At 72.4% G+C, this 14,750-nt stretch carries 19 protein-coding genes; 7 read left to right on the top strand and 12 right to left on the bottom strand.

Annotated features, from left to right (window positions below):
- Nucleotides 1-81: 81 nt before the first annotated feature.
- From AB0O48_RS18490 to AB0O48_RS18475, 4 genes are read right to left on the bottom strand one after another with little or no spacing between them, the layout of a single operon-like run.
- The gene (locus AB0O48_RS18490; RefSeq protein WP_357247732.1) at nt 82-246 is read right to left on the bottom strand and encodes a hypothetical protein; all 165 of its coding nucleotides are present in this window, start codon (nt 244-246) and stop codon (nt 82-84) included.
- The gene (locus tag AB0O48_RS18485; protein ID WP_357247729.1) at nt 243-458 is read right to left on the bottom strand and encodes a helix-turn-helix transcriptional regulator; all 216 of its coding nucleotides are present in this window, start codon (nt 456-458) and stop codon (nt 243-245) included. Before AB0O48_RS18485 ends, AB0O48_RS18490 begins: the two co-directional genes overlap by 4 nt.
- Entirely contained in the window at nt 458-937 is a 480-nt protein-coding gene (locus AB0O48_RS18480) for a DUF2975 domain-containing protein (protein WP_357247726.1), read from the bottom strand. Before AB0O48_RS18480 ends, AB0O48_RS18485 begins: the two co-directional genes overlap by 1 nt.
- A 31-nt stretch (nt 938-968) precedes the next feature.
- Nucleotides 969-1,601 carry a YdeI/OmpD-associated family protein gene (locus AB0O48_RS18475; RefSeq protein ID WP_357247723.1) on the bottom strand — a complete coding sequence of 211 codons (633 nt, stop codon included), beginning with the start codon at nt 1,599-1,601 and terminating at the stop codon, nt 969-971.
- 134 nt (nt 1,602-1,735) lie between these two features.
- Here AB0O48_RS18475 and AB0O48_RS18470 point away from each other — a divergent pair, with 134 nt between their 5' ends.
- Complete coding sequence (locus tag AB0O48_RS18470; RefSeq protein WP_357247720.1) at nt 1,736-2,473, top strand: VOC family protein; 738 nt, start codon at nt 1,736-1,738, stop codon at nt 2,471-2,473.
- Nucleotides 2,474-2,649: 176 nt separating this feature from the next.
- Here AB0O48_RS18470 and AB0O48_RS18465 read toward each other — a convergent pair whose 3' ends face one another.
- Both AB0O48_RS18465 and ligD read right to left on the bottom strand, forming a co-directional pair.
- Nucleotides 2,650-3,900, bottom strand: coding sequence for a DUF222 domain-containing protein (locus AB0O48_RS18465; RefSeq protein WP_357247717.1), 1,251 nt, complete (start codon nt 3,898-3,900; stop codon nt 2,650-2,652).
- A 120-nt stretch (nt 3,901-4,020) separates the two neighbouring features.
- Nucleotides 4,021-5,055 (bottom strand): non-homologous end-joining DNA ligase, encoded by a 1,035-nt coding sequence (gene ligD / locus AB0O48_RS18460; RefSeq protein ID WP_357570158.1) that lies wholly within the window; start codon nt 5,053-5,055, stop codon nt 4,021-4,023.
- A gap of 47 nt (nt 5,056-5,102) precedes the next feature.
- Between ligD and msrB the strand changes: the two genes are divergently transcribed.
- Nucleotides 5,103-5,507, top strand: a complete 405-nt coding sequence (msrB, locus tag AB0O48_RS18455; RefSeq protein WP_357247712.1) for a peptide-methionine (R)-S-oxide reductase MsrB — start codon at nt 5,103-5,105, stop codon at nt 5,505-5,507.
- A gap of 31 nt (nt 5,508-5,538) precedes the next feature.
- On the opposite strand, the gene AB0O48_RS18450 is transcribed toward msrB, so the two are convergent.
- The 3 genes from AB0O48_RS18450 to AB0O48_RS18440 form a co-directional block, all read right to left on the bottom strand.
- Entirely contained in the window at nt 5,539-6,138 is a 600-nt protein-coding gene (locus tag AB0O48_RS18450; protein WP_365066968.1) for a DUF305 domain-containing protein, read from the bottom strand.
- 62 nt (nt 6,139-6,200) lie between these two features.
- Nucleotides 6,201-6,935, bottom strand: a complete 735-nt coding sequence (locus tag AB0O48_RS18445) for a lytic polysaccharide monooxygenase (RefSeq protein ID WP_365066965.1) — start codon at nt 6,933-6,935, stop codon at nt 6,201-6,203.
- Nucleotides 6,936-7,044: 109 nt separating this feature from the next.
- A complete protein-coding gene (locus AB0O48_RS18440; protein ID WP_357247704.1) occupies nt 7,045-7,320 on the bottom strand; it encodes a glycoside hydrolase in 276 nt (91 codons plus the stop codon).
- A gap of 154 nt (nt 7,321-7,474) precedes the next feature.
- Between AB0O48_RS18440 and AB0O48_RS18435 the strand changes: the two genes are divergently transcribed.
- The 4 genes from AB0O48_RS18435 (at nt 7,475) to AB0O48_RS18420 (ending at nt 10,637) form a co-directional block, all read left to right on the top strand.
- Entirely contained in the window at nt 7,475-7,735 is a 261-nt protein-coding gene (locus AB0O48_RS18435; protein WP_355051720.1) for a Prokaryotic metallothionein, read from the top strand.
- Nucleotides 7,736-7,980: 245 nt separating this feature from the next.
- Nucleotides 7,981-8,922, top strand: a complete 942-nt coding sequence (locus AB0O48_RS18430) for a DMT family transporter (RefSeq protein WP_365066962.1) — start codon at nt 7,981-7,983, stop codon at nt 8,920-8,922.
- 19 nt (nt 8,923-8,941) lie between these two features.
- Nucleotides 8,942-9,397: a GNAT family N-acetyltransferase gene (locus AB0O48_RS18425; RefSeq protein ID WP_357247698.1), complete on the top strand. Its 456-nt coding sequence runs from the start codon at nt 8,942-8,944 to the stop codon at nt 9,395-9,397.
- Between the two features lie 118 nt (nt 9,398-9,515).
- Nucleotides 9,516-10,637, top strand: a complete 1,122-nt coding sequence (locus AB0O48_RS18420) for a lytic polysaccharide monooxygenase (RefSeq protein ID WP_365066958.1) — start codon at nt 9,516-9,518, stop codon at nt 10,635-10,637.
- Nucleotides 10,638-10,694: 57 nt separating this feature from the next.
- On the opposite strand, the gene hemQ is transcribed toward AB0O48_RS18420, so the two are convergent.
- From hemQ to hemE, 3 genes are read right to left on the bottom strand one after another with little or no spacing between them, the layout of a single operon-like run.
- Nucleotides 10,695-11,396 (bottom strand): hydrogen peroxide-dependent heme synthase, encoded by a 702-nt coding sequence (hemQ, locus tag AB0O48_RS18415; RefSeq protein WP_365066955.1) that lies wholly within the window; start codon nt 11,394-11,396, stop codon nt 10,695-10,697.
- The gene (gene hemG / locus AB0O48_RS18410) at nt 11,393-12,802 is read right to left on the bottom strand and encodes a protoporphyrinogen oxidase (RefSeq protein ID WP_365066952.1); all 1,410 of its coding nucleotides are present in this window, start codon (nt 12,800-12,802) and stop codon (nt 11,393-11,395) included. Before hemG ends, hemQ begins: the two co-directional genes overlap by 4 nt.
- A gap of 6 nt (nt 12,803-12,808) precedes the next feature.
- The gene (gene hemE, locus AB0O48_RS18405) at nt 12,809-13,906 is read right to left on the bottom strand and encodes a uroporphyrinogen decarboxylase (protein ID WP_357378628.1); all 1,098 of its coding nucleotides are present in this window, start codon (nt 13,904-13,906) and stop codon (nt 12,809-12,811) included.
- A gap of 136 nt (nt 13,907-14,042) precedes the next feature.
- On the opposite strand from hemE, the gene AB0O48_RS18400 reads away from it, so the two are divergent.
- Nucleotides 14,043-14,615 (top strand): DUF3000 domain-containing protein, encoded by a 573-nt coding sequence (locus AB0O48_RS18400; protein WP_365066949.1) that lies wholly within the window; start codon nt 14,043-14,045, stop codon nt 14,613-14,615.
- Nucleotides 14,616-14,750 lie beyond the last annotated feature (135 nt).

The raw sequence follows: 14,750 nt of genomic DNA, 5'->3' as shown, positions 1-14,750 counted from the left end.
ACATGATCGTTACTACGAGAGGGGTCGGTGCGGGCCGGCCCGCGCTTCGGGAGGGCTGCCGGCCCGCGCCCGGACGGCTGGCTAGCTGCCGCCGCGGAGGTTGCGGATGCCGAACGCCACCGCTCCGAGGACGAGCACGACGCCCAGGAGCTGGAGGCCGGGCGAGTCGTCGGCCTCCCCGTGCACGATGCCGGCGACGCCGAGGGCGACCGCGAGAACGACGCCGACGGTCAGGACGTACCTCACGGGGTGTCCTCCTCGACCCACTCGAGCAGGTCTCCGGGCTGGCAGCCGAGGACCCGGCACATCGCTTCCAGCGTGCTGAAGCGGACGGCCTTGGCACGGCCGTTCTTGAGCACCGCCACGTTGGCGGGCGTGAGCCCGACACGCTCGGCGAACTCACCGACGCTCATCTTGCGTTTGGCCAACTCGACGTCGATGCGCACGACGATGGGCATCAGATCACCGCCTCCATGTCGGTCCGCAGCGTGGTCGCCTGCCGCAGCAGCGCACGCATCACCACCATGAGAAGCCCGAGCACGGTGACACCCATCGTCAGGAGGAACAGCAGGATCGGACCACCCGGATCGTCCGCGTTGAAGCCGACGTAGAGGAAGACCCCCACGAGCACCACCCACGCGGCGCCGACGGCCCACACGATCAGGTCGACCCACCGCAGGGACGCCTCGGTGAAGATGCGGTCGTTCTTGACCAGGCTGAGCAGCATCCACGTCGACACGATGACCACCTGGACGCACAGCACCCAGAACACCGTGATGGCGGTCAACGGCCACCGGAGGTAGGCCTGCTCCGGCGACTCCTGGGCCATGTGCGCGAACTGTCCGGGCAGCGAGAACGTCTGGAACCCGATCAGGACCACGAACAGCACCCCGAGAAAAACCCTGAGAGCGGCTACCGCTCGATGCTCTGTCACCATGCATCGAGTTTCGCTCGTTACCTATCGAAAGTCAATCGCTCTCCGAAGCGTCATCTCCCGCCTGGGCAGCCACTGGGCTCGCTTTCTGCGGGTGGATCGTCTCGTGGCGGGCCAGCATGGCGACGAACTCGGCGATCTTCCGCTCGCGGGTCTGCGCCCGCTTGACGGCGTTGAGGCGGTGGATGAGCGCGAACCGGTTGGTCTTGGTGAGGACGTCGAACATGGCCTGCGCGGCGGGGTCGGCGGCGATGGCGGCGAGGAGATCGGCCGGCACCTCGGCCTCCGACGGCGGGGCGTAGGCAGCCGACCAGCGCCCGTCCGCCTTCGCGGCCTCCACCGCGGCGCGACCCGAGGGCAGCATCAGCCCCTCCGCCTCCAGTCGGGCCACGTGGGAGACGTTGCGTTGCGACCAGGCACTACGGGCCCGGCGCGGGGTGAACCGGATCCAGGAGCTCTCCTGATCCCGTTTCCGGGCCTGCCCGTCGATCCAGCCGAAGCACAGGGCCTCGTCGACCGCCTGCTGCCAGGTCAGCGTCGTGACCGTGCCGCCCTTCTTGGTCAGGGCGAGCCAGACACCGGGCGATGTGGCGTGGTTGGCCGACAACCACGCGCGCAGGGCCGCGTTGTCCGCGACGATCAACTCATCCAGCTCTGGGCTCACCATGGCGGCAGGCTAACCGCCACGGCCGACACCGACGCCCCGGTGGACACCAGGACCGACGCCGGGGCGGACGCATGGCCGACGCCCGGGCCGACGTCACGGCCACCGCCGTCCGGTCAGGCTCTACCATCGTCGCCATGGCAACACGGCTTGTGCAGATCAACATGAAGGCTCGGGACGACGCCGCACTCGGCGGTTTCTGGGCACAGGCGCTCGGCTGGGGAATCTCCAGCGAGGGACCCGGCGTGACAAACCTCGAACCCGAGGGCTTCGTCTACCCCGATCCCGTCGCCGTCTGCGTCGACCTCGTCGTCTCGACGGAACCCAAGACGGTGAAGAACCGCGTACACGTCGACCTCGCCACCTCCTCCGCGGCCCAGCAGGCGCAACTGGTCACGCGCCTGCGGGATCTCGGCGCGACACCAGTCGACATCGGTCAGGGCGATGTGCCCTGGACGGTCCTGGCCGACCCGGAGGGCAACGAGTTCTGCGTGCTGGACCCCCGACCGCTCTACCGGGACACCGGCCCGATCGCCGCCGTGGTGGTCGACTGCGCGGATCCACGGGCCATGGCCAGCTTCTGGGACACGGCCACGGACTGGACCTCGCACGAGGTGACCGACCAGAGCGCGGTGCTGCGCTCCGCCAAGGGCGTTGGCCCATATCTGCGGTTCGTCCGCACCCCCGACGTGAAGACCGGGTGGAACCGCGTCCATCTCGACGTCCGCCCCTATCCAGGCGACGACCTGGCGGCGGAGGCGGCCAGGCTGCAGGCCCTCGGCGCCACCGCCGTCGACCTGAGCCCGAGCGAGATCCATTGGAAGGTCCTCACCGACCCCGAGGGCAACGAGTTCTGCGTCCTCACTCCAGGCTGACCTGAACCTGCGCTGACCCGAACCCGCGCTGACCCGAACCCGCGCTGAGCCGAACCCGCGTCATCCACGCGGCACGTCCACCGGGACACCTGGACGCCATGACGCCCCCGGCGGCGGCGGGCATCCCCCGAGCCGCCTCGCACCTCGGTCGCCGGTTCGGGGCCGCTTGGGATCGGTCACGTCCGCCGGTGGTAGTGGTTGCGACGCGGGATCTGGTCGGCGTCGAGCCAGGCCGGCGGGACGAACTCCGGGTTGCCGTCGCCCCCCAGCCGAACCGCCCACTCGCCCTGGTGCAGGTGCCGATGGTGGTGGCCGCAGAGCAGCACCGCGTTGTCGAGACTGGTCGGGCCGCCGTCGACCCAGTGTCGAATGTGGTGGGCGGCGCACCAGCGGGGCGGCCGGTCGCAGCCGGGAAAGGCGCAGCCTCCGTCGCGCAGCACCAGCGCACGCCGCAGCGGACCACTGATGAGGCGGCGTTGCCGGCCGACGTCGAGGACCTGACCGGCACCGCCCAGCACGGCCGGCAGGACGGCGGCGTCGCAGGCGAGCCGACGCACCGTCTCCGGGGTGAGCCGCGGGCCGACGTCGAGCGCGCCGGCGCGCAACCGCCGCGTCAGCTCGTCGAAGCCAGTGGTGACGACGAGCTGGGCCGGGTCGCCGCCCTGCTCCGGTAGCTCACCGGTGCGCAGAGCCAGCCGGCACACGTCGGCGAGGGCGTCGTGCCGACGCTGGCCGGCGGTGCGCGTGTCGTCGGCTGCACTGGGTGCGCTGAGCGGGTCGATGGCGGCGCGCACGAGCGCGGCGGTCTCCGCGTCGAGGATGCCGCTGAGCCGTAGCTGCCCGCCGGTCTGCTCGGAGACGGTGAGGTGCCGGTCGCGGGCGGCGCGAGCGGCCTCGGCCTCCAGGGCCGCCGCGGCTGCGGCGTCGGCGATCTCGGGGGCGACGTGGTCGAGGATGCGGCTGCCGAGCCTGTGCAACAGGGTGGGGTCGAATTGGCCGGCCCAGTCGACCAGCACGCCGACGGCCTTGTCGGCGACCTCCGGCCCGGCGGCCGTCTGCACGGTGGCGACGGTGTCAGCGATGACCCGGGCCTGCTCCACGCTGACCGCGCCGCTCGTCAAGGCATCCCGCACGGCGCTCGGGGCCGCGTCGACGCGGGCCGCGAGGTCGACCAGCCGGCGCGCGGCGGGAACTGTCAGCCGCAGTCGCTCGCGCAACCAGACCGCCGTGCTGGAAGCGCCCTGCGTCAGTGCGGTGCCGCGACCGTCCAACTCACGCACCAACGCCAGCTTGACGGCGGCAAGACGTTGCTCGACGCGGTGCGCGGCGTCGAGAGCATCGATCAGCTCCTGCTCGGCGAGAGCCCAGGCGGCCGCGTCGGTGCAGGCCGCCACCGCACCCTCCGCCCGCACCAACTCATCGATCACACCCAAACTCTAGAACAGGTGTACGACAACTTCGCTCGCGATGACATTCGTCTGGCATCGGAGAGGTTCGTTGGATGGACCCGGTGACCAACGTCCAGCGAGGACGCCACCGCGCCTCGCTCAGGCGCTTTCGTCGGGTGTGCGCTTGGCGCGGCTGGGCTGCACCCGCTTGGGTTCGCCGGGCATCTTCGGGTGGTCCGGCGGGTACGGCAGGTCGCCCTGGCCGGCGGCGGCGTCCCGCTCGGCCCACTCCAACAGTGGCGTGATGTCCCACGGGGCGTCGTCGATGTCGGCGTGCGGGTCGCCCCGCTCGGCGAGCCGGGCCGGCACGGTACGCAGGTCGAAGTCGTCCGGGTCGACGTCGGGCAGCTCGTCCCAGCTGACCGGGGTCGAGACGGTGGCCCGTGGGTTGGCCCGCAGCGAGTACGCGCAGGCGATCGTCCGGTCCCGGGCCGTCTGGTTGAAGTCGACGAAGACCCGGTTGCCGCGCTCCTCCTTCCACCAGGAGGTGGTGACCAGGTCGGGGTGGCGGCGTTCCACCTCCCGGGCGAGCGCGATGGTGGCCCGGCGCACCTCGGTGAACGTCCAGCGGGGCTGGATGCGCAGGTAGACGTGCACACCCCGGCCACCGGAGGTCTTCGGCCAGCCGGCCACGCCCAGCTCGTCGAGGACCGCGCGGACCCCTGCGGCGGCCCGCGCCGCGTCGGCGAAGTCGGTGCCGGGCTGCGGATCGAGGTCGATGCGCAGCTCGTCGGGTCGGTCGACGTCGGCGGCGCGCACCGGCCAGGGGTGGAAGACGATGGTGCCCATCTGTGCCGCCCAGGCCACGTGCGCCAGATCGGCCGGGCACAGCTCCGCCGCACTGCGACCGCTGGGGAAGGTGATCTGGGCGGTGCTCAGCCAGGGCGGCACCCCTCGGGTGGGGACGCGTTTCTGGAAGAACGCCTCACCCTCGATGCCCTCGGGGAAGCGTTGCAGCGTGGTGGGCCTCTCCCGCAGGGCACGCATGATCCCGTCGCCCACCGCGAGGTAGTAGTGGAAGACGTCCGCCTTGGTGAAGCCCCGCTGGGGGAAGATCACCCGGTCCGGACTGCTCAGTCGTACGGTGTGCCCGGCCACCTCGACCTCGGTGACCGCTGCCTTGGTGCCCGCCATCTCGCGACCTTATGCCACACCCCCGACGTTCGACGTACCGTTGAGGGGTGAGTCTTGACGACAACGAGCTGCCCCGCACCGACGACGAGTGGCGGGTCCGGTTGACCCCCGAGGAGTTCCACGTCCTGCGGGAGGCCGGCACCGAACGCCCGTGGGTCGGCGAGTACGTGGACACGAAGACCCAGGGGGTCTACCACTGCCGCGCCTGCGGGTTGGAACTCTTCTCCAGCGACACGAAGTTCGATTCGCACTGCGGCTGGCCGAGTTTCGACGACGCCATCCCGGGCCGGGTGAAGGAGATCGAGGACCGCAGCCTCGGCATGGCGCGCACCGAGATCCGCTGCGCCCGCTGCGACAGTCACCTCGGGCACGTCTTCCACGGCGAGGGCTTCACCCCGAAGGACACCCGGCACTGCGTCAACTCGATCTCGGTCCGGTTGGAACCCCGCTGACCTGAGCTGTCCGGGCGCGGTCGACGCGCGTTCACGGCGTACCCCGGAGCAGCTCGACCTCGGCGGTCCGGGACTGCTCGATCCGCCGGGCCAGGTCGCGGACCTGCTCGTTTCGGCCGACGCCGACCTGGGCTCGGGCCAGGTCGGCCGCCGCACGCTGGTGGTCGGCGAGCACCTCGCGCAGTGCGCGGTCGACGTCCGGGTCGGGCGCGGTCCGCAGCCGGTCGAGCGCGGCGTCGTCGCCGTGCCCCTCGTGCTGGTGCGCGCCCGCGCCGGCACCCGGCCCGGCCGTGGGTAGCCAGCCGCGCATCGCGGACAACTCGTCGGCCTCGGTCGCCTCGATGGCGGCGGCCAGGGTGCGCAGCGCGTCGTCGCGCACCCGTTCGCGGGCCAGCGCGACGATCTGCAGGGTGCGTTCGCTGTGCCCGACCATCGTGGTCAGGAAGACCACGTCGATCCCGCTCATCGTGTCCCCGGCGACCGCGGACCCCGCGCCCCCGGACCCGGCCGACGCCGTCGCGGCGGGGGCCGGTTGCGGCACGACCGGCGGGCTCGACGTGGGCGACCCGCCGCAGGCGCCGGTGAGCAGCACCGCGGCGACAAGGGACACCAGACGGGTACGACGGCGCATGCCGGTGCTCCGTTCACGCGGGGACGGCGACACGGGTGCGGCCGATGGCCGCACCCGTGGGGTCAGACCTGTTGCCAGAGCGCCGGTACGTTCGGCGGCTCCCACCCCGGGATCGCCGTGTGCGCCTGCCGGCAGCGGTACGTCGCTGCGCCGTAGGTGACCTGGTCACCGACCTGGTACGCCCGGCCCGCGGTCCAACTGCCGCCCGGGGCGGGCGTCGCGCTCGGCGTGGCGGTCGGGGTGGGTCGTGGGGTGGGTGAGGTGGTGGGGGTCGGGTTCGGCCCGCCGCCGCCGACCTGCACGTCGATGCAGGAGTAGAAGGCGTTCGCGGTGTCGGAGATGTTCCACACCGCGAGGATCTTCTGCCGTCCGGAGAAGCCGCCCAGGTTGACGGTGTGCGAGACCGTCGCGCCCGGCTGCTGGCCATTGCCGTTGACCACGCCGACGCGGGTGTTGCCGATCCAGTACTCCCAGTTGCTGGTGGCGTGGCGGGCGGTGTTCACCCAGGTGAAGGTCAGCGAGCTGCCGACCGAGGTGGCCGGCCAGCCCCGGCTGTCGTCGTTGAGGACGGCGAACTGGGCGATGCCGGCGTTGCAACTGCGCAGGCCCTTGGGTCCCTCGACGCTCTGCGGCTCGTACCTGATCTGCCCGCAGTCGGGCACCCGGCCCTGCGCGCAGAGCGCCTGCCGGCTGGGCGGGGCGGAGACGTAACCGTGCGCCTGCGCGGGAGCGGCGACGGTGAGAGTGGCGGCGACGGCACCGGCCGCCACCAGCGGGATGGTGATTCTTCGACGCATCGGGGCGGCTCCTTCTCCAGGGTCCGGTCAGGTGCCCCTCAACATAATTTAAACATTGTTAACAGTAAAGACTCCCATCAATAAATCCATCGATGGTGACGACTTTGGCTCAGAGGCGGAGCAGGCTGCCCCGGTCGTCGACCTGGTCGGCCGAGTCGTCGTCCAACCAGATGCCGTCGGCGGCGAGGTAGCGGAAGACGTACTCCCCCGGCGGGAGCTTCACGGTGACCGTCCGCATGCCGTCGCGGCGGATCACCAACTCGTGTCGACCCGGCTCCCAGTCGTTGAAGGAGCCGACGACGCTCACCGGACCGGGCGGGGAGTCCCGGGGCAGGCAGAAGGTCACCCGGGTCTGGTTGCCGAAGAGCTTGTTGCGCTTGATCACTGTGACCCTCCGGGGGTTGCGGCGGTTCACCTGGCACAACGGACAACACGCCGGAGCCGACACGCCGCACCGGCCGCCGGAGAGCGGCGTTTCCGTTCACGCGCGTCCCAACGTGCGGCATTCTGGGCGAAAAGTCGGAATGAGGGGGTTGGTCATGGCCACGTGCGAGGTCTGCGGCAACGACTACTGGATGGCGTTCGAGGTGCACACCGTCAGCGGCGACGTGCACACCTTCGACTCGTTCGAGTGCGCGATCCACCGGATGGCACCGATCTGCGAGCACTGCCAGGTCAAGATCGTCGGACATGGGGTGGAGGTCAACGGCCGCTTCTTCTGCTGCGGACACTGCGCCCGCGCGGTCGAGGGCGCCGAGGGCGCCGAGATCCGCGACGCCGTCGGCGCGCGCCCGGCCTGACCGCCCGCCCGGCCTGACCGCCCGCCCGGCCTGACCGACCGGCCGCGCCGCAACGCCGCGCCCGATCCCACCATCCTGCGGTACGGTCGTCGCCATGCGGCCACTGCTCGGCGTTCTGCCTCCGCCGCGCTCCTGATCGGAGCGCCGCGCCCTCCCCGACCCGGTGACGCACCCGGCTCGGCACCCTGCCGTACGCGCTCCGTCGACGTCGTCCCCGTCAACGGCTCACCCTTCGGAGCGCCTCCGTGTCCCTCTCCCGTACCGTGCCGCCGGCCGCCCCGGCCACGACCGCCGGTCCGACCCGCACCGGCCTGATCCAGATCACCGTCACCGGCGTGCTGTGGGGCACCACCGGCGTGGCGGTGCAACTCCTGCGCGACAGCACCGGGCTCAGCCCGGTGAGCATCGGTTTCCACCGCCTCGCGATCGCCGCGCTCGTGCTGCTGGCGTGCACCGCCGGCCGACTCGGCGCGCTCCGGTCCGCCCTGCGGGCGACACCCGTACCGCTGCTGCTCACCGGCCTCGGCCTCGGCCTCTACCAGGCGCTCTACTTCGTCGCGGTGGCGTGGGCCGGCGTCAGCGTCGCCACAGTGGTCAGTCTGGGCCTGGCCCCGGTGCTCGCCGCGGCCTGGGAGTCGGTGCGCGCCCGCCGGATCCCCGGCCCGCTGCGCCTCGCCACGCTCGTCGCGGCAGTGGTCGGCCTCGCCCTGATCACCGGGGCGACGGCGGACCCCACCGCCGCCGCGCCCGCGCCACTGCTCGGCCTGCTCGCGGCGGCCGGCTCCGGCCTCGGGTACGCGGTGACCACCCTGATCAGCCGCGAGGCGTCCCAGCGCGTCGCGCCGATGACGCTGACCACCATCTCCACGGTGATCGGAGCGCTGACCCTGGCCCCGTTCGCCGTGGTCGCCGGGGTCGGCGTGCCGGTCCGCCCCGACACCGTGGCCCTGCTGCTGCACCTCGGCGTGATCACCACGGCGGTGGCGTACGCGCTGTTCTACGCCGGGCTGCGGACCACCCCGGGCAGCGTCGCCGCCGTGCTGACCCTGCTCGAACCGCTCACCGCGGCGGCGCTGGCCGTGGCGCTGCTGCACGAGCCGCTTCCGCTGCCGGTCGTCGGCGGCGGTGTGCTGCTGCTCACCGCCGTGGCCGCCACCTACCTGACACCTCGACGAGACACCCCCTGAGGCGGCCTACCATCGTCGGATGCCCTCGCAGACCACCGAGATCCGGACGGCGTCCTTCGCCGACCTGAACGCCCGCACCCTCCACGACCTGCTCAAGCTGCGCATCGACGTGTTCGTGGTGGAACAGCACTGCCCCTACCCGGAGCTGGACGGGCGCGACGTCGAGCCGGGCACCCGGCACATCTGGCTGACCGACGGCGGCGCGCCGCTGGCGTACCTGCGGGTCCTGGCCGATCCGGACGGCACCGCCCGGATCGGCCGGGTGGTGGTCGCCCCGCAGGCGCGCGGCGGCGGGCACGCCGGCCGGCTGATGAGCGCTGCGCTGGACGTGGTGGGCAACCGGCCCTGCGTGCTGGAAGCCCAGTCGCACCTGGTCGCGTTCTACACCCGGCACGGCTTCGCGGTCAGCGGCCCGGAGTACGTCGAGGACGGCATCCCGCACACCCCGATGCGCCGCGACGTCATTGACGGCTGACGATCGAGCTGGCATGGTTCCGGGTAGAGCCGTCGCGGGAGCCAGCGATTAGGCGCGGGAGTGGGCAACTCCCGCCGGTCCGGGTGTCGCCGTCCGACCTTCTCCCCCCGGGGGCTCCATGTCCACTCTCACCCGATCACGACGCGTGCTCTGGTTGTTCGCCATCGCGGCGACCAGCACGCTTTTGTTGACGACCGCTCTGAACACGATGCGGGCCGAACCCGCCTCCGCGCACGGGTCGGTCGTCGATCCGGCCTCGCGTAGCTACAGCTGTTGGCAACGGTGGGGCGCCGAGTTCCAGAACCCACGGATGGCCACCGAAGACCCGATGTGCTGGCAGGCCTGGCAGGCCGACCCGCAGGCCATGTGGAACTGGAACGGCCAGTTCCGCGAGGGTGTGGGCGGCAACCACCAGGCCGCCGTCCCCAACGGCCAGCTGTGCAGCGGCGGGCGCACCCAGAACGGTCGCTACAACGCGCTGGACACCATCGGCGCGTGGAAGACCACCGCGGTGTCGAACAACTTCCGGCTCCGCTTCTTCGACGGGGCCAGTCACGGCGCCGACTACATCCGGGTGTACGTGACCAAGCAGGGCTTCGACGCGCTCAACGAGCCGCTCGGCTGGGACGACCTGGAGTTGGCCGGTCAGATCGGCAACACCCCGGCCTCCCAGTGGAACCCGGACACCGGCGGTGTCTCCATCCAGATCCCGGTGAACGCGGCCGGGCGCACCGGACGGCACATCGTCTACACCGTCTGGCAGGCCAGCCACTTCGACCAGTCGTACTACCTGTGCAGCGACGTCACCTTCGGGGGCACGACTCCGCCGCCGACCACGCCGCCGCCGACGACCCCGCCGACGACCCCGCCGCCCACCACGCCTCCGCCCACCACGCCGCCGCCCACCACCCCGCCGCCGAGCACCCCGCCGCCGGCTGGGGCCTGCACGGCGACGTACCAGGTCACCGGCCAGTGGTCCGGCGGCTTCCAGGCCGAGGTGAAGGTGAGCGCGGGCGGATCGCCCACCAAAGGTTGGTCGGTGAGCTGGAACTACAACAACGGCCAGCAGGTCACCTCGTCGTGGAACGCGACGGTCAGCACCAACGGCTCGCTGGTCACCGCACGCAACGCCAACCACAACGGCACCCTCGCCGCCGGCGCGAGCACCACGTTCGGTTTCCTCGGCTCGTGGAACGGCAGCAACCCGGTTCCGCTGGTCTCCTGCACGTCGACCAGTTGACCTCCGTCCGGTGCCGCACCCGGGCGGGGGTGCGGCACCGGCCGGCGGTAACCGGGGTCAGACCAGGCAGTTGACGATCTCGGCGACCGAGCGACGGCGACCGGTGTAGAACGGGACCTCTTCGCGGACGTGCTGGCGGGCGCCGGAGGCGCGCAGATCCCGCATCAGGTCCACGATCCGGTGCAGCTCGTCGGCCTCGAAGGCGAGCATCCACTCGTAGTCACCCAACGCGAACGAGGCCACCGTGTTGGCGCGGACGTCCGGGTAGCCGCGCGCCATCTTGCCGTGCTCGGCCAGCATCTCGCGCCGCTCGGCGTCGGGCAGCAGGTACCACTCGTAGGAGCGGACGAACGGGTACACGCAGATGTAGGGGCGGGCCTCCTCGCCGGCCAGGAACGCCGGGATGTGGCTCTTGTTGAACTCGGCCGGCCGGTGCAGCGCCATCTGCGACCAGACCGGGGTCAGCGACCGCCCCAGCGTGGTGCGACGGAACCGCAGGTACGCGTCCTGGAGCGCGTCGGGGGACGCGGAGTGCCACCAGATCATCACGTCCGCGTCGGCGCGCAGACCGGCGACGTCGTACACGCCGCGGACCACCACGTCCTTGCCGGCCAACTCGTCGAAGAGGGCCACGACCTCGCCGGTGACGTTGTCCCGCAGCGACGGCAGCGGGGCGCTGGCCCGGAACACCGACCACATGGTGTAGCGGATGCTGTCGTTGAGCTCCCGCAGGCGGGCCGCGTTGGTCTGCTCGGTCATGTCGCCGATCCTCCCAGTGCTGTGATGATCTCGTCGGCCGCCGTCTCGCCGGAGCGGACGCAGACCGGAATGCCCACGCCGTCGTAACCGGCGCCGGCGAGGACCAGGGTGGGGTACGCGGCGCGCAACGCCGCGCGTGCCGCGGCGACCCGGTCGGCGTGCCCCGGCGCGTACTGCGGCAGCGCACCGCCCCACCGCTGCACGTGCCCGTCGACCGGGGCGGGCAACGGGGTGCCGAGCACCGCCGAGAGTTCCCGGTGCACGGTGGCCGCCAGGTCCGCGTCGGGGCGCTGAAGGTGCGCCTCCTCGCCGTAGCGGCCCACCGACGCCCGCACCAACGCCAGGCCGTCCGGCCGGCGCAGGTGCCCCCACTTCGTGGTGAAGAAGGTCGCCGCCTTGATCAGCAGCCCTTCGGTGCTGGGCACCAGGAAACCGGACAGCTCGGGCAGCTGCGGTTGCGGCAGCGCCAGCGTGACCAACGCGACGCTCGCGTAGTCCAACTCGCCGACACCCTTCGCGGCCACCGGGGCCGGACCCGCGAGCAGCCGGGCCGCCGGTCGCGCCGGCACCGCCAGCACCACGGCGTCCACGTCGACGAGCGCGGGGTCGCGCGTCGGGCCGACGGTGAGCCGCCAACCCGTGCCGGTCGGGGTCACCTCGCGGACGGCGGCGTCCCGCCGTACCGTCGCGCCGCTGGCCGACACCGCCGCCTCGACCAGGGTGCTGAGCCCACCCACCAGGGTGCCGAAGATCGGAGCGCCGGGGGCGCGCGGCGCGGCGGCCTGCGCGGCCCGGACCGCACCGGTCAGGGTGTGCTCCACCCGGGCCGTGCGGGCCAGCGCCGGCATCGTCGTGACCAGGGAGAGATCGTCGGCGCGGCCCGCGTACACGCCGCCCAGCATCGGGTCGACCAGCCGCTCGACCACCTCGTCGCCGAAGCGGGACCGGACCAGCGCGCCCACGGAGACGTCCGCGTCCGGCCCGACCAGCGGCCGCCCGTCGTCGGTGTCGGCGTCCGCCGCCGGGCGGGCGACCGAGGTCACCCGGTCCAGATCCCCGGGTACGCCCACCAGGGTGCCGCCCGGGATGGGGCGCAGCCCACCGTCGACGACCAGCGCGGCCTGCCCCACCGTGGGGTGCACGATCCGATCGGCCAACCCGAGCCGCCGGATCAGGGTCACCGCGGCGGACTCCGCCCCGGTCGGGTCACGCATCAGGAACGACTCGGCCCCGAACTCCACCGGCTGGCCGGCCAACTCCCCGGTCCGCAGCTTGCCGCCCAGCGCGCCGGACTGCTCGTACACCGTGATCTCGGTGCCGGCCGGTGCGTGGTCGCGCAGGCGGACCGCGGCCGCCAGGCCGGCGATCCCGCCGCCGACCACCGCCACCCGCCAGGGCTGCCGCATGCCCGCTCAGCCCTGGTCGGCCCGGCGGCTGGACAGCTCGTGCACCAGCGCGACCACCCGGGTCAACACCTCCGGGTCGGTCTCCGGCAGCACACCGTGGCCAAGGTTGAACACGTGCCCGGGGGCCGCCCGGCCCTGCTCCAGGATGCGACGCACCTCGGCCTCCACCACCGGCCACGGTGCGAACAGCACGCACGGGTCCAGGTTGCCCTGCACCGCCCGGTCCGGGCCGATCCGCTGAGTGGCCACGTCCAGCGGGGTACGCCAGTCGACGCCGACCACGTCCGCGCCGGCCTCGCCCATCGCGCCGAGCAGCTCGGCGGTGCCCACCCCGAAGTGGATCCGCGGCACCCCGGAGTCGACCAGCCCGCTCAGCACGGCGGTGGAGTGCGGCAGCACGTAGCGGCGGTAGTCGGCCTCGGACAGCGCGCCCGCCCAGGAGTCGAACAACTGCACGGCGGACACACCCGCCTCGATCTGCACCCGCAGGAAGGCGAGCGTCACCTCGGACAGCCGGCCGCACAGCGCGTGCCACAGCTCCGGGTTGCCGTACATCAGGGCCTTGGTCTTCGCGTGGGTCCGCGACGGCCCACCCTCGACCAGGTAGCTGGCCAGGGTGAACGGCGCGCCGGCGAAACCGATGAGCGGGGTGTCGCCCAGCTCGACCACCAACTGCCGGACGGCCTCGTCCACGTACGGGACGTCGTCGCGGGTGATGGGGCGGATCCGCTCGACGTCGGCGAGGGTGCGGACCGGCTCGGCGACCACCGGACCGGTGCCCGGCACGATGTCCAGATCGACACCGGCCGCCGCGACCGGCACCACGATGTCGCTGAACAGGATCGCCGCGTCCACTCCGTGCCGGCGCACCGGCTGAAGCGTGATCTCGGTGACCAACTCCGGGCGACGGCAGGACTCCAGCATCGGCACGGTCGCCCGGATCTCCCGGTATTCCGGCAGCGAGCGGCCGGCCTGGCGCATGAACCAGACCGGGGTGTGCGGGCCGGGCCGTCGCCGGCAGGCCCTGACGAAGGGCGAGTCGGCTGGTCCGCCGGGGCGGGGTTCTCCGTCTCGGGCGACAGTGCCCGTGGTGTCCGTGGTCATCGCCGCAATCGTGCCACGCCCACCACCCCCGTCCCACCTGGGGTGAAAGGAAGAGTGACTTCCGTGGGCCTCCGGCGGCGCACGGGTGTCGGCGCGCCGTCGGAGCCGGGGGCCGACGGCGGCATAGGCTGCCGACATGGCCCCCCCGATCGCGCTCCCGGAGACGTTCGCCCGCGCGGTCGCCGGGCTGCGATCGGCGGCCCCCCGGCCGGAGATCACGCTGGAGGAGGTCGGCGCCCCCCAGCGGTTGGCCCCGTACACGTTCGCGCTCTCCGCGACCGTCCTGCGCGACGGCGACGAGGTGGCGACCGGCCGGTTGATCCTGCTGCACGATCCGGTCGGCCACGAGGCGTGGCAGGGCACCCTGCGGTTGGTCACCTACGTGACCGCCGAGTTGGAGGTCGACCTGGCCGCCGACCCGCTGCTGCCCGGGGTCGGCTGGACGTGGCTGACCGACGCGTTGGACGCCCAGGACGCCGGCCACCGGGCGATCGGCGGCACGGTGACGCAGACCATGTCGACCCGGTTCGGTGACCTCGCCGGCCCGCCGACCGTGGGCGACATCGAGATCCGCGCCTCCTGGACGCCTGTCGACGACGAGCTGACGCCGCACCTGCTCGGCTGGTGTGCGTTGCTCGCCTCCACGGCCGGTCTGCCACCACCGGGGGTCACCGCCCTGGCCGATCGCCGGTCGGCCGGCGCGGCCTGACCCAACCGGTCCATCCCCTCCCGCGCCCGTCCCGCCCCGCGCCCCGCCCCCTTCCGCGTCGATCATGGAGTTGGGGTGGGCGAAATACTGCTGTGCGCGGCATTTGTGAGGCACCACAGGTCCATGATCGACGGG

It is taken from the genome of Micromonospora sp. NPDC085948, assembly GCF_040686315.1.
In the GTDB taxonomy this organism is placed as follows: domain Bacteria; phylum Actinomycetota; class Actinomycetes; order Mycobacteriales; family Micromonosporaceae; genus Micromonospora.
This window is presented reverse-complemented; position numbering and strand designations above follow the sequence as displayed.

Bases quoted from the DNA above. Each gene is read 5' to 3' on its own strand.
- AB0O48_RS18475 (WP_357247723.1), bottom strand. From the start codon at position 1,601: ATGGTGAGCCCAGAGCTGGATGAGTTGATCGTCGCGGACAACGCGGCC.
- AB0O48_RS18485 (WP_357247729.1), bottom strand. From the start codon at position 458: ATGCCCATCGTCGTGCGCATCGACGTCGAGTTGGCCAAACGCAAGATG.
- hemE (WP_357378628.1), bottom strand. From the start codon at position 13,906: ATGACCACGGACACCACGGGCACTGTCGCCCGAGACGGAGAACCCCGC.
- AB0O48_RS18425 (WP_357247698.1), top strand. From the start codon at position 8,942: ATGCCCTCGCAGACCACCGAGATCCGGACGGCGTCCTTCGCCGACCTG.
- hemG (WP_365066952.1), bottom strand. From the start codon at position 12,802: ATGCGGCAGCCCTGGCGGGTGGCGGTGGTCGGCGGCGGGATCGCCGGC.
- AB0O48_RS18450 (WP_365066968.1), bottom strand. From the start codon at position 6,138: ATGCGCCGTCGTACCCGTCTGGTGTCCCTTGTCGCCGCGGTGCTGCTC.
- AB0O48_RS18435 (WP_355051720.1), top strand. From the start codon at position 7,475: ATGGCCACGTGCGAGGTCTGCGGCAACGACTACTGGATGGCGTTCGAG.
- AB0O48_RS18445 (WP_365066965.1), bottom strand. From the start codon at position 6,935: ATGCGTCGAAGAATCACCATCCCGCTGGTGGCGGCCGGTGCCGTCGCC.
- ligD (WP_357570158.1), bottom strand. From the start codon at position 5,055: ATGGCGGGCACCAAGGCAGCGGTCACCGAGGTCGAGGTGGCCGGGCAC.
- hemQ (WP_365066955.1), bottom strand. From the start codon at position 11,396: ATGACCGAGCAGACCAACGCGGCCCGCCTGCGGGAGCTCAACGACAGC.
- AB0O48_RS18470 (WP_357247720.1), top strand. From the start codon at position 1,736: ATGGCAACACGGCTTGTGCAGATCAACATGAAGGCTCGGGACGACGCC.
- AB0O48_RS18400 (WP_365066949.1), top strand. From the start codon at position 14,043: ATGGCCCCCCCGATCGCGCTCCCGGAGACGTTCGCCCGCGCGGTCGCC.
- AB0O48_RS18480 (WP_357247726.1), bottom strand. From the start codon at position 937: ATGGTGACAGAGCATCGAGCGGTAGCCGCTCTCAGGGTTTTTCTCGGG.
- AB0O48_RS18420 (WP_365066958.1), top strand. From the start codon at position 9,516: ATGTCCACTCTCACCCGATCACGACGCGTGCTCTGGTTGTTCGCCATC.